Consider the following 12078-nt stretch of genomic DNA (forward strand, 5'->3'; position numbering starts at 1 on the left):
CGCGGGGCTCCGGCGGTGCCGGGTCAGCAGTACTTGTAGCTTCCGCTCCTGCCCCAGGAGCAGGAGTCCTTCCAGGCGCCGGACGAGCTGCGCAGCGTCGCCTTGTCCCCCGTGTTGTTCCAGGTGTACCAACTGCGCCACCAGTAGCGGTCGGTGCTGGTGTTCGCGCCCTTGCCGGTGTGGACCCGCACGCTCTTGCCGGACTTCAGCGTGTAGGACGAGGTGAAGGTGTACGTGTAGCCGTGGTTGTCCCGCACCTTCCAGCCCTTGAGGTTCACGCCGGCCCGCGAGGTGTTCTTGAGCGTGAAGTACTCCTTGTTGATCTGGGAGTTGGCGCGGGTGTCCGAACCCGGGCTGTCGTACTGGAAGTAGCGGAACTGCACGGGATACGACGCGGCCTGTGCGGGCGCGGAGACGGTGACGCCGAGAACGGCGGCCGCCCCCACGGCCGTTCCGGCTATCAGCGCACGACGGATCTTCATAGGAACCCCCCACGGGCAGGCCCGGACTGATCACCGGGCATATGCGCCCATTAAAGCGGGAAGTTTCCCCTCAAGACTCCCTGCGTACGGAAAATCCGACACCTGCATTAGCCGGGGCGCCTGTTCAGCTGGGGAGCTGTGCAGCTAGGAGACCTGCTCGAAGCGCCAGCGGTGCACCGGACGGGCGATCAGTTCCGGTGCGGGGTCCGGGAGTTCGGGCAGTTCGGCGTCGTACGCGCCGTCCCACCAGGTGATGACGAGGACGCGGCCGCCGGGCGCGGAGAAGTGCTCGCGGCGCAGCGGCTGTTGCTCCGGGGTCCGGCTTTCCGGGGTCTGGGCGCGGGCCCAGGAGAGCAGCTCGGGGCCACGGCCCTCTGCGGCCTTGGCCTCCCACATCAGGGCGACGGTCATGAGGAGTAGAGGTTCTTCCTGCTGAGTTCGTGTACGTGGTCGTGGGCGTGGTCCGCGCCGTGCCCGTGGCCGTCGTGGCCGTGGGCGTGGCCGTCGTGGTCCGGCCCCGACTCCTGCGGCGTGCCCGGCACATGAGGCTCCGTCACCGGCAGCGAGGAGTCGGCGGGCAGGTCCCAGCCGGACGCCGCGCGGTTCCGCGCGACCATCTCGGCGCCCAGCGCGGCGACCATCGCGCCGTTGTCCGTGCACAGCTTCGGCCGCGGCACGCGCAGCGTGATCCCCGCGTCCGCGCACCGCTCCTGCGCCATCGCCCGCAGCCGGGAGTTCGCCGCGACACCGCCGCCGATCATGAGGTGGTCGACGCCCTCGTCCTTGCAGGCGCGGATGGCCTTGCGGGTGAGCACGTCCGTGACGGCCTCCTGGAAGGACGCGGACACGTCCCGTACAGGCACGTCCTCGCCGGCCTTCCGCTTGGCCTCGATCCAGCGGGCGACGGAGGTCTTCAGGCCGGAGAAGGAGAAGTCGTACGGCGCGTCCCGCGGTCCGGTCAGCCCGCGGGGGAAGGCGATCGCGGACGGGTCGCCCTCGCGCGCGTACTTGTCGATGACGGGGCCGCCGGGGAAGCCGAGGTTGAGGATGCGGGCCACCTTGTCGAAGGCCTCGCCCGCCGCGTCGTCGATGGTGGAGCCGAGCGGCCGTACGTCGGCGGTGATGTCCGGCGCGAGCAGCAGCGAGGAGTGCCCGCCCGACACCAGCAGCGCCATCGTCGGCTCGGGCAGCGCGCCGTGTTCCAGCTGGTCGACGCAGATGTGCGAGGCGAGGTGGTTCACGCCGTACACGGGCTTGCCCAGCGCGTACGCGTACGCCTTCGCCGCCGCGACGCCGACGAGCAGCGCGCCCGCGAGTCCCGGCCCGGCGGTGACGGCGATGCCGTCGAGGTCGCGCGGGGCGACGCCGGCCTCGCGCAGGGCGCGCTCGATGGTCGGGATCATGGCTTCGAGGTGGGCGCGGCTGGCGACTTCGGGCACGACGCCGCCGAAGCGCGCGTGCTCGTCGACGCTGGAGGCGACCGCGTCGGCGAGCAGGGTGTGACCGCGGACGATGCCGACGCCGGTCTCGTCGCAGGAGGTCTCGATGCCGAGGACGAGGGGTTCGTCAGCCATGGCTCCGTGTTCCTTGGTTCTGGTCGTTCGCGGGGGTGGTGAGGGGTGTGTCCGCCGCGCGGCGCATGACGAGCGCGTCGATGTTGCCGGGCTGGTAGTAGCCGCGCCGGTAGCCGACGGGGACGAACCCGAAGCGCTTGTACAGCCGTTGGGCGCGGGCGTTGTCCACCCGCACCTCCAGCAGCACCTCGTGGCAGCCGAAGCCGCGGGACGCCTCGATCAGCGCGCCCAGCAGCCGCGCGCCGAGCCCGGTGCCCTCGTGGGCCGGCAGCACCCCGATGGTCTGTACGTCGCCGGTGCCGTCGACGGCGGCGAGCCCGCCGTAGCCGGCCAGCGTGCCGTCGCCGCGGTCCGCGACGAGATAGCGGCGGGTGGCCTCCGGGCCGCGGGCGCGGGCGAGTTCCGACCAGAACATGCCCGAGGTCCAGGCGTCGTCGGGGAACAGCGCGGCCTCCAGCCCGAGCACGGCCTCGATGTCCCACCAGCGCATCTCGCGCAGCTCGGCATCGGCCGCGGTGAACCGGTCTGTGGCGGGCGTCACTTGGGGGTGACCACCTTGTAGTTGGCCGGCACCTGGGCGTCGGGCCTGCGCAGATACAGCGGCCGGGGCGGCAGCAGTTCCTCGCCGCGGGCCAGCTTCTCGGCGGCGAGCCGGGCCAGTGCCGCGGCCGACTGGTCGGCGGGCAGGTCCTTCCGTACGCCGGGGAAGGAGTCCGCGTACAGCAGCGCGCCGGCGCCGACCGCCGGTACGTCCGCGACCTGCCCGGCGAGCTCCGCGGGCCGGTCGACGGCCGGTTCGCTCACGCGGGTGCGGAAGTCGGCGTACCGCGCCCAGTAGACCTCCTTGCGCCGGGCGTCCGTCGCCACGACGAAGGGAGAGTCGAGCCCGGAGGCGTACGCGAGCCCGTCCAGGGTGCACAGGCCGTGCACGGGGATGCCGAGCGCGGCGCCGAAGGACTCGGCGGTGGCCAGGCCGACCCGCAGCCCGGTGTACGGGCCCGGGCCGACGCCGACGACGAGCGCGGAGACCTCGTCCAGGCCGCGGCCCGCGTCCCGCAGCACCCGATCGACCGCGGGAAGCAGCAGCTCCCCGTGGTGCCGGGCGTCGTTCTGGTCGGACGCGGCGAGCGTGCGGGCGCCGTCGGCGTCGTACAGGGCGACGGTGATGGCGGGCGTAGCGGTGTCAAGAGCGAGCAGCAGCACGTAGCCAGAGTACGGCGGCGGGCAAACCGGTCGGGACGGGGTCCACCCGTACGGGGCCCCTTACGGGCACCCGTACGGGACCGGGACGATCCCGGCACGGACCGCTCAGTGGCCGACGGCCTCCGATCAGTGGCTGCCGCTCAGTGGCCGCCGACCTTCATCCCGGAGCCGGTGAGCTTCGCGTGGATGCCGTCCTTCTTCACGGAGATCTCCCGCAGCTTCACGTTCCCGGGGATGTCCGGGAGGCGGGTGTTCAGCGAGAGCTTGTCCGCGAGCTTGGGCTCCTCGAGCTTCTTCAGGCTGCCGAGCAGACCCGGGTCGATGCCGACCTTCTTCAGCATCCACGGATGCTGGGCGACGACGTCCAGCATGTTGACCTTCATGAGCTTGTCCACGAACTTCGGCGCCCCGGTGACCCGGTGCAGTTCGCTCTCGCTCTGCCGCACCTTCTCGGCCCGCTCCGGCGTCAGCCCGAGGCGCTTCGCGACCGAGCCGACGCCGAACAGCGCCTTGGCCTTCGCCGCGTCGTGCCGGATCCGGTCGGCGAGCGGCTTCGCCAGCCGCAGCCCGCCGTCCTTGCCGGGCGTGTACGAGAACAGCCCGGGCACGTCCAGCCGCATGGCGTCCACCGTGGTGCCGACGCCGTGGTCGCCGGTGCGCTCCAGATGGGCACGGCCGCGCACCTTCACCTTCTTGCCCGCCACCGGCAGCTCGCCGTCGGCGAGCACCGTGTTGGAGCCGCCGCCGGCCCGGAACTTCACCTGCGAGGTGCCCAGTTCACGGTCCAGGTCGTCGAAGTCGAGCAGCACGTCGCCGCGCATCTTCCCCAGGACGGCGCCCTTGATGGAAGTGGGGGTGTCGCCGCCGACGATCCGTACGTCGTTGACCGAGCCCTTCACCTGCGCGACCGAGACCCGGCCCGCCTGCATGTCGGGAATGGTGACGTCGGCGTGGTCGATGCGGTCCCGGGCGACCTGCGTGAGGAAGGGGAAGCCGTTGATGTGCACCTCGGGCTGGGCGTGCAGCTTCAGCGCGCTCTGCACCTTGTCCGCCGCCTTGTTCTCCGCGTACAGCGCCGCCCAGCGGTCGCCGACGGCGAGAAAGGCGAGCAGCACGGTGACGGCGATGACGACCTTGAGCGTCCTGCGCACCCGCGACCTGCGGCGCCGTCGCACCGCCCGGATGTACGGCATCCGGTCCTCGTAGCCGTAGTCCGCGTCGTAGTCGGAGGGGGCGGCTTCGCGGTCGTCGTAGTCCGAGCGGAGCGAGAACCCGAGCGGTCCCTCGCCGCCGCGGTCCGCACCGGGGCCGTGTCCCGTGCCGTACGTGTGGGGGTTCTCGTACGGCTGCCCGTAAGGGTCGGGGTCGGCTGCCAGTGCCTCGTACGGATTGGGCCGCGCCGTCCCGGAGGGGTCGGGGTGGTCCGGCGAGGCCAACTCTTCGTAAGGATTCCGTGCCGCTGGTATGCGGCCTGTGGAGCTTGTCGATGATCCGTGGGGGGCCATCGGCACATGCGACCACAATGGGCGTGGTTACTCCAAGTCCCACCTTTTGCCAGAGGCGCTCCCGGGCATGGTCTGACGGGATCTGCCTCCTCATCCTGCTACCGTCAACGCCGGAATGGCCGGTTAGCACGAAAGTGCGGACGGCGACGCACAAGAGTGCTATGCGAGAGGTGGCGCACGGTGGCACGCAGCGGAGGCGGCAGCCCGGGAGTGTTCGTCGCCGGCCTGACGGCGGTGGCGATAGCGGTCATCGGCTTCTTCGCGTTCCAGGCCAACGCCGCCCAGGACAAGGCGGGTTCACCTGCCGGAAAGCCCAGCGCCTCCGCCTCGCCGGGGTCCGGCGGACACAAGTCCGGGGACAAGGCGAAGGGCAAGGAGCTGCCGGCCGCCTCCGGCAGCGGACAGCGTGTGGTCTACGCCCTCGGCCGGGAACGTGTCTGGCTCGTCGGCGCCGACGGCAAGGTCTCCCGTACCTACACGGTGAAGCCCAGCACGGTCAGCCCGCAGCCGGGCAGCTACAAGGTGACGACCCGTTCGGGACACATCACGGGCTCCGACGGGGTGCCGGTGGAGAACGTCGTGCGGTTCGCCACCGTGGGCGACACCACGATCGGCTTCAGCGCGGCACTCAACGGCTCGACGGCGGAGCCGGACCCGAGCCGGAAGACCGGCGGCATCCGGGAGAGCCGCACGGACGGCGAGGCCCTGTGGACGTTCGCGACCATCGGCACACCGGTCGTCGTCGTCAAGTAACGCCGCCGGGGCTCCGGTTCAGGGGTTCAGGAGCTCAGGCCGCGTCCTGGTCGCGGCCGGGGCGCTGGTCCGGAACGGAGAGAACGGCCGCGGCGCTCACGGCGTCCGCGTCCACCGCGCCCGCACGCCCGGCCGGCTTTCCGGTCCGCGCGCCGGCCTCGCCCGTGCCGCCCGTCTCGTCCGCAGGCGGAGTCGACACCGCGTCAGCGGCCGCACAGGACTCCAGCAGCTGACGCATCGAGGGCGTTCCCTGCCTGTTCTCGTGCTCTTGGGCCGTCATGGGGGTCCCTCCGGGGCTCCTGGGCGCGTGGTTAGGCAGACCTAACCCAGCTCTCGGTCTCCATAGGACCACGTCGCCCACCACGCGCGCAACATCTTCCCGACACCATGTCGGAAACGAACCCGCGGCGCCCGGAGTTCCCGCGCCGACCCGTACTGACCCCGTAAGGGCTCCCGTCATGGCTCCCGTACGGCCCCCCCTACGGGCTCCCGTACGGGCCCGCCCTCAGACGGTCCGGCCGAGCGGTGTCAGATCGGCCCCGGCCCAGCGGGCACCGAGCCCGGTGACGGTGACCTTCCGTACGTCGTCCTCGCCGGCCTCCAGCGCGTCCGCCGCCTCCGTGCCGCCCGTGGTGCGCTCGATCACGACGTGCAGCCGGTCCTCGGAGAGCTCCTCGACCTTGCCCTCGCCCCACTCGACGACCACCACCGACTCGGGCAGCGACACGTCGAGGTCCAGGTCCTCCATCTCGTCGAGACCGCCGCCCAGCCGGTACGCGTCGACGTGCACCAGCGGCGGGCCGTCCCGCAGCGCGGGATGCACCCGCGCGATGACGAAGGTCGGCGAGGTCACCTCGCCGCGTACGTCGAGCCCCTCGCCGAGGCCGCGGGTCAGCGTGGTCTTGCCGGCCCCCAACTCGCCCGTGAGCAGCACCAGATCACCGGGGCGCAGCAGCGCGGCGAGCTGCCGCCCCAGCTCGCGCATCCCCTCCGGGGTGTGCGCGTCGACTGTCGTGACGACGCCGTCGGCGCTAGCCGCGCCGCTCGGACGCCCGTCGACGGCTGCCGGTGATTGCGGGGAGTACTGCGGTGCTTCCATTCCCATGCGTCCGGATGGTACGCGTCAGCAACTCGGCAATGCGTTCGTTGACCGTCTCCGGGCGCTCCAGCATGGCCAGATGGCCCGTACGCTCCAGGATCTGCAGCTTCGCCGCGGGCAACGCGGCGGCGATCGCCTCGCTGTGCGCGTACGGGGTGAGCAGATCGCGGTCGCCGGCCAGCACCAGCGCGGGCCGCCCGTCGAACGCGGCGAGGGCCTCGGTCTTCTCGTGCGCCTCGAAGGCCGGATAGAACTCCGCGACGACGTCGATCGGCACCGACTCGATGAGCCGCTCCGCGAACCGCGCCACCCCCGGGTCGACCTCGCGCACCTCGCCGAACGAATAGCGCTTGACCAGCCCCGTGAACAGGTCGGCCGCGGCCCGCCGGCCCTTCTCGACCAGCTCGGTCTGCGCGACCAGCGCCTTGAGGACCCCGGGCACCAGCCGCCGCACGGCCTTCACCCCGGCGGGCGGCAGCGGCAGCCCGTAGGTGAGATCCTCCAGGCCGCCCGCGCTGGTGCCGATGAAGGCGGCGCCCACGACGCGCTCCGCGACGAAGTCCGGGAACTGGTCGGCGAGGGCCATCACCGTCATGCCGCCCATCGAGTGCCCGACCAGCACGATCGGGCCCTCCGGCACGGCCTCGTCCAGCACCGCCTTCAGATCCCGGCCGAGCAGGTCGATGCTGACCGGCTCGCCGACGGGCGCCCGGCCCGACCTGCCGTGGCTGCGCTGATCCCAGTAGACGGCGCGCACGGCGCCGCGCAGGGCCGCGCGCTGGAAGTGCCAGACGTCCTGGCTGAGGCAGTACCCGTGGCAGAACACCACCGTGGGCAACTGCGCGGCGCCCGCCGCCTGTTCGGCTCCGGAACGCGCGCGCTTTCTGCCCAGCAGCCGCAGCAGCCTGCTGCGCTGCGAGCCGCCCTCCTCCGCGGCCGGCACCGGCTGCGCGCCCGGCGGACCCAGCCGGATCGGCTCGACGCTCGGGCCGCCCGCGCCGTCCGCCGCCGCCGCGGCCGCGGCCTCCCGGCTGTGCGGGCCCGCACCGTGCCCGGCGTCACTGCCGTCCGCCGCGGCGTTCCCCTCGGTACTGCCGTCCTCCGCGAGGTCGCCGATCTCGTCGGTCTCGAAGTGCAGCGCGGTGCCGTCCTCCGCGACGGCCGAGCCCTCCGTGCCGCGCAGCGAGCCGTACGGCCCCGCCGCGTCCAGCGCGAGGCGCGCCTTCTGCCGTACGGCGCGGTGCACCGTCAGCCGCTCGGTGGCGACACCCGCCGCCACCAGCCCTATGGCCGCGCCCGCGAACCCGGCTCTGCGCCACTTGCCGCCTCCGGCGCCGGCCGCGCCCGCCTCCGCCGCGTCGACGATCGCGCGCGCGGCCGTACCGGCCGTGTCCACGGTCCGCTTGCCCTCGCTCATTGTTCAGCCCCCGCTGCCCGCACTGCTCTGGGTGTCGCTCATGGTCACTCCGGTCACGTCCGCCGCTTCGGGCGCAGTGGCCGCTTCGGTCCGTTCCTGCACATGGACGCGCGGTACCCGGCTGCTGATCCTCGTAACGATCTCGTACGAGATGGTGCCGGCGGCCCGTGCCCAGTCCTCCGCCGTCGGCTCGCCCCGGTCGCCGGGGCCGAACAGCAGGGCCTGGTCGCCGGCCCGGGCCAGATCGCCGCCGAGATCCACCACGAACTGGTCCATCGCGATCCGCCCGGCCGCCGTCCGCCGCTTCCCCGCCACCAGCACGGGCCCGGCGCCCGAGGCGTGCCGCGGGATGCCGTCGGCGTAGCCGAGGGGGATCAGGGCGAGGGTCGTGTCGCCCGTCGTGTGATAGCTGTGCCCGTACGACACGCCGTGTCCCGCGGGCACCCGCTTGCACAGCGCCAGCGACGCGGTCAGCGTCATCGCGGGGCGCAGCCCCAGCTCGGCGGCCACCCCGACCTCGGGCGAGGGTGACAGGCCGTACACCGAGACGCCCGGCCGGACGAGATCGAAGTGGGACTCCGGAAGGGTCAGCGTCGCCGGGGAGTTGGCGTGGTGCCGCACCTCCGGATCGAGGCCGGCCCGCTCGGCGGTGGCCAGCGCCTCGCGGAACGCGTCGAGTTGGGCGGCGTTCGCCGGGTGGCCCGGCTCGTCGGCGCAGGCGAAGTGCGACCAGACGCCGGTCACCTTGATCGCGCCCTCCGCCTCGGCGGCACGCGCCGCGGCGACGAGGCCGGGCCAGTCGGCGGGCTGGCAGCCGCCTCTGCCCAGCCCCGTGTCGGCCTTCAGCTGCACCCGCGCCGTACGCCCGCAGGCGCGCGCCGCGGCGAGCACCTCGTCCAGCGCCCAACTCCCGCTCACCGACACGTCGATGTCGGCCTCGATGGCTTCCCGCCACGGGCCGCCCGGCGTCCACAGCCAGCACATCAGGCGGCCCCGGTCCCCCGCGGCGCGCAGCGCCAGGGCCTCCTCGGGCGTCGCCGTGCCCAGCCAGCTCGCGCCGGCCTGCCGGGCCGCGCGGGCGCACTGCACGGCGCCGTGGCCGTACGCGTCGGACTTCACCACGGCCATCAGCTCCGCGCGGGGCGCACAGGAGCGCAGCACGCGGACGTTGTCGCGCACGGCGCCGAGGTCGATCTCGGCGTACGCGCGGTGCGGAAGCTGGTCGTTCACGCAGCCAGTGTCCCAGGTCGGTCCGGCGGGGCCGGGCGGCGAGGCGGCGTGGGACGTAGCTCACTGCCGGTCAGGTGCCGGGCTTGCGGCCCCAGACGTACACGCGGTCGCCCTTGTGCAGCGTCTTCCACAGCTTCCCGGCGTCGCGGTAGCGGAGGTTGACGCACCCGTACGAACCGGGCGGGTTGTATACGCTCTTGTAGATTCCGTGGAAGGCCTGGCCGCCGCTGAAGAACTGGCTGTACGGCATCGGCGAGCCGTAGATGGACGAACGGTGGTGCTTGTGCCGCCACTCGACCCGGAACCATCCCTTACGGGTCTCGTACCCGTCCCGCCCCGACCGCATCGGCACCGGCAGCATCTCCGTCCGGCCGGCCTTGCGCACCCACATCAGCTGGTGCGTCAGATCCACGCAGGCCACCCGCCCGCGCTTCTTCGGACAGCCGCGCAGCTTTTCCGGGTTGGCGCGGGCCCACTGGAGGCGCATCACCCGGTACGTGACCGGCCCCGCGAAGCCGTTGGCGGGCTTGATGCGGTGCTTCTTCTGGTAGCTGCGGATGGCCGCGCAGTCGGCGCGCGACTGACGGCCGTCGGCCTTCCGCTTCAGGAAGCGCTCGATCTTGCGCTGGTACGGGCCGGTCTTCGCGGTGCACTTGGCGCGCGGACCGGTACCGGCCTCGGTGCGGCTGTGCTCCGCCTCGCTGCGCGGCACGTACTCGATGGCGTCGCTGTCGTGCCGCGCGTACTGGGCGCCGGGCGTCAGCCGGGGACGGTCTCCCTTACGGGGCACCGTGCCCTGGTCCGGGGTGTCCTGCTGGTAGCGCTCCTCGTGGGGCGCGGGCACGCCGGGAACCAGATCACGTACGGGGACGGGGCCGGGGTCGGCGTCGGCGGTGCCGGTGAGGGGCACCAGAGTGAGGGTGGCGAGCAGCACACCCATCGCCTTCATCTGTCGTCTCAACACACCGACTACCCGTCCCCGTCCCCGCCCGAGCTCCCCCGAAGTCCACCCCGGTGGCCCACACCCTTACCCGAGGTGTGGGGCTGCGCTCCGCAGAGGTGTGGGCCGGCGTCCCACCGAGGTGTGGGCGGCGGTCCGCCCAGAGGGCGGGACGGGCGGGCACACCGGACCGCACCCGCGCAGGGTTCGCACCCCGCACCCCACGCAGGCGCAGGCCGTTCAGCGGGACGTGCCCCGCACGCGGTGCGCATGGGCCGGGTGCGTAGGGGACAGACCTCGCGGCCGGCGGTCCGCTGTGCCCACCCGTTCCGCCCCCAGGGCGGACCAGCTGCCCACAGCTTGGCGGGGTCCTCAGTCCGTCAGGACCTCGCGCCACGCGCGGGAAAGCGCCGCCGCCACATCCGACGCACTCACCGGCACCGCCGCGAACCGCCCCGCCAGCCCGTGCAGATAGGCGCCCACGGACCCCGCGTCGCGGGCCGGCAGCCCCGCGGCGAGCAGCGCGCCGACGAGGCCCGACAGCACGTCGCCGCTGCCCGCCGTGGCGAGCCAGCCGGTCCCCGTCGGGTTGACCCGTACGGGCCCCGTCGCGTCGGCGACGACCGTCGTGGACCCCTTGAGCAGCACCGTCGCCCCCGTACGGGACGCCAGTTCGCGTACCGCGGCGAGGCGGCCCGCCTCGACCTCCTCGCGCGACCGGCCGAGGAGCGCGGCGGCCTCCCCGGCGTGCGGGGTCAGCAGCGTCGGCAGCCCGCGCGCCGCGCGCCCCTGAAGCGCTCCCTCATCCGCCAGCCGCAGCCCGTCCGCGTCGATGAGCACCGGCACCTCGGCGGCCAGGACGTCGTCGACCGCCACCCGGTCCTCGCCCAGCCCGGGTCCGGCCACCCACGCCTGTACGCGCCCCGCCTCGGACGGCGGCCCGCCCGACACGAGCGTCTCCGGGAAGCGGGCGACGACCGCGTCCGCCGCCGGCCCCGCGTACCGCACGGCGCCCGCGCCCCCGCGCAGCGCCCCGGACACGGCGAGCACGGCGGCGCCCGGATAGCGCGCGGACCCGGCGGAGACGCCCACGACACCCCGGCGGTACTTGTCGCTCTCCGCCGAGGGCCGCGGCAGCAACTCCCGTACGTCCGCGTGCTGGAGGGCCTCCGCCTCGGGGGCGGCGCCCGCCGTGCCGAGTCCGATGTCGACGAGCCGGAGTGCGCCCGCGCGCTCCCGCGCGGGGTCGATGAGCAGCCCCGGCTTGTACGCGCCGAAGGTCACCGTCGCGTCGGCCCGTACGGCCTCGCCCTGCATCTCCCCGGTGTCGGCGTCCACGCCGCTCGGCAGGTCGACGGAGAGCACCGGCACCCCGGCCTCCCGGACCAGGTCCATCAACTCGACGGCCACCGGGCGCAGTCCGCCCTTGCCGCCGATGCCGACGATCCCGTCCACGACGAGGTCCGCCCGCTCCAGCAGCGGCCCGACGGGCACCGCGGCCCCTTCGACCACGGCGCCGGGCGCCACCACCGTGCGCCCTCCCGCACGCCGGAGCGCCGTCAGTCCGCCCTCGTGCACACGCTCCGGGGAGAGCAGTACGGCCGTCACCGCGGCGCCCCGCCGGGCGAGCCGCGCCCCGGCGTACAGGGCGTCGCCCCCGTTGTCACCGCTGCCGGCCAGCAGTACGACCCGCGCCCCGTAGGTGTGCCCGAGCATCCCGGCGCACGCGGCGGCCAGCCCCGCGGCGGCGCGCTGCATCAGGGTTCCCCCGGGGAGCCGCGCCATCAGTTCCCGCTCGGCCGCCCGTACGTCCTCCACGCTGTACGCAGTCCTCATGCGCCCAGTCTGACGGACCGTCGGCAGATCGCGAGGAGC

13 protein-coding genes are annotated in these 12078 nt (G+C 73.5%); 1 reads left to right on the forward strand and 12 read right to left on the reverse strand.

Features of this window, described 5'->3' with window-relative positions; genetic code table 11:
• Window positions 1–23: 23 nt before the first annotated feature.
• From AC3AGO_RS14945 to AC3AGO_RS14970, 6 genes are all read right to left on the reverse strand, one after another.
• Window positions 24–482 carry a lamin tail domain-containing protein gene (locus tag AC3AGO_RS14945; RefSeq protein ID WP_487820692.1) on the reverse strand — a complete coding sequence of 153 codons (459 nt, stop codon included), beginning with the start codon at window positions 480–482 and terminating at the stop codon, window positions 24–26.
• 144 nt (window positions 483–626) lie between these two features.
• Window positions 627–893: a hypothetical protein gene (locus AC3AGO_RS14950; protein WP_487820693.1), complete on the reverse strand. Its 267-nt coding sequence runs from the start codon at window positions 891–893 to the stop codon at window positions 627–629.
• Entirely contained in the window at window positions 890–2056 is a 1167-nt protein-coding gene (gene tsaD / locus AC3AGO_RS14955) for a tRNA (adenosine(37)-N6)-threonylcarbamoyltransferase complex transferase subunit TsaD (RefSeq protein WP_487820694.1), read from the reverse strand. The genes AC3AGO_RS14950 and tsaD overlap by 4 nt, the downstream gene beginning before the upstream one ends.
• On the reverse strand, window positions 2049–2546 hold the full coding sequence (rimI, locus tag AC3AGO_RS14960; RefSeq protein ID WP_487824664.1) for a ribosomal protein S18-alanine N-acetyltransferase: 498 nt from the start codon (window positions 2544–2546) through the stop codon (window positions 2049–2051). The genes tsaD and rimI overlap by 8 nt, the downstream gene beginning before the upstream one ends.
• A 47-nt stretch (window positions 2547–2593) precedes the next feature.
• Window positions 2594–3259, reverse strand: a complete 666-nt coding sequence (gene tsaB, locus AC3AGO_RS14965; RefSeq protein ID WP_487820695.1) for a tRNA (adenosine(37)-N6)-threonylcarbamoyltransferase complex dimerization subunit type 1 TsaB — start codon at window positions 3257–3259, stop codon at window positions 2594–2596.
• A gap of 140 nt (window positions 3260–3399) precedes the next feature.
• Window positions 3400–4695 carry an LmeA family phospholipid-binding protein gene (locus AC3AGO_RS14970; protein ID WP_487820696.1) on the reverse strand — a complete coding sequence of 432 codons (1296 nt, stop codon included), beginning with the start codon at window positions 4693–4695 and terminating at the stop codon, window positions 3400–3402.
• Window positions 4696–4944: 249 nt separating this feature from the next.
• Between AC3AGO_RS14970 and AC3AGO_RS14975 the strand changes: the two genes are divergently transcribed.
• Window positions 4945–5517 carry a hypothetical protein gene (locus AC3AGO_RS14975; RefSeq protein ID WP_487820697.1) on the forward strand — a complete coding sequence of 191 codons (573 nt, stop codon included), beginning with the start codon at window positions 4945–4947 and terminating at the stop codon, window positions 5515–5517.
• Window positions 5518–5551: 34 nt separating this feature from the next.
• On the opposite strand, the gene AC3AGO_RS14980 is transcribed toward AC3AGO_RS14975, so the two are convergent.
• The 6 genes from AC3AGO_RS14980 to AC3AGO_RS15005 all read right to left on the reverse strand — a co-directional run bounded on the left by AC3AGO_RS14980 (window position 5552) and on the right by AC3AGO_RS15005 (window position 12039).
• On the reverse strand, window positions 5552–5797 hold the full coding sequence (locus AC3AGO_RS14980; protein ID WP_487820698.1) for a hypothetical protein: 246 nt from the start codon (window positions 5795–5797) through the stop codon (window positions 5552–5554).
• A 225-nt stretch (window positions 5798–6022) separates the two neighbouring features.
• Window positions 6023–6616: a tRNA (adenosine(37)-N6)-threonylcarbamoyltransferase complex ATPase subunit type 1 TsaE gene (gene tsaE, locus AC3AGO_RS14985; RefSeq protein WP_487824665.1), complete on the reverse strand. Its 594-nt coding sequence runs from the start codon at window positions 6614–6616 to the stop codon at window positions 6023–6025.
• A complete protein-coding gene (locus AC3AGO_RS14990; protein ID WP_487820699.1) occupies window positions 6549–8033 on the reverse strand; it encodes an alpha/beta fold hydrolase in 1485 nt (494 codons plus the stop codon). The genes tsaE and AC3AGO_RS14990 overlap by 68 nt, the downstream gene beginning before the upstream one ends.
• Before the next feature lie 3 nt (window positions 8034–8036).
• Window positions 8037–9263 (reverse strand): alanine racemase, encoded by a 1227-nt coding sequence (gene alr, locus AC3AGO_RS14995; RefSeq protein ID WP_487820700.1) that lies wholly within the window; start codon window positions 9261–9263, stop codon window positions 8037–8039.
• A 70-nt stretch (window positions 9264–9333) separates the two neighbouring features.
• Window positions 9334–10212 carry a L,D-transpeptidase family protein gene (locus AC3AGO_RS15000; protein WP_487820701.1) on the reverse strand — a complete coding sequence of 293 codons (879 nt, stop codon included), beginning with the start codon at window positions 10210–10212 and terminating at the stop codon, window positions 9334–9336.
• Between the two features lie 363 nt (window positions 10213–10575).
• Entirely contained in the window at window positions 10576–12039 is a 1464-nt protein-coding gene (locus tag AC3AGO_RS15005; RefSeq protein WP_487820702.1) for an NAD(P)H-hydrate dehydratase, read from the reverse strand.
• Between the last annotated feature and the right edge of the window lie 39 nt (window positions 12040–12078).

It is taken from the genome of Streptomyces sp. BL1, assembly GCF_057628045.1.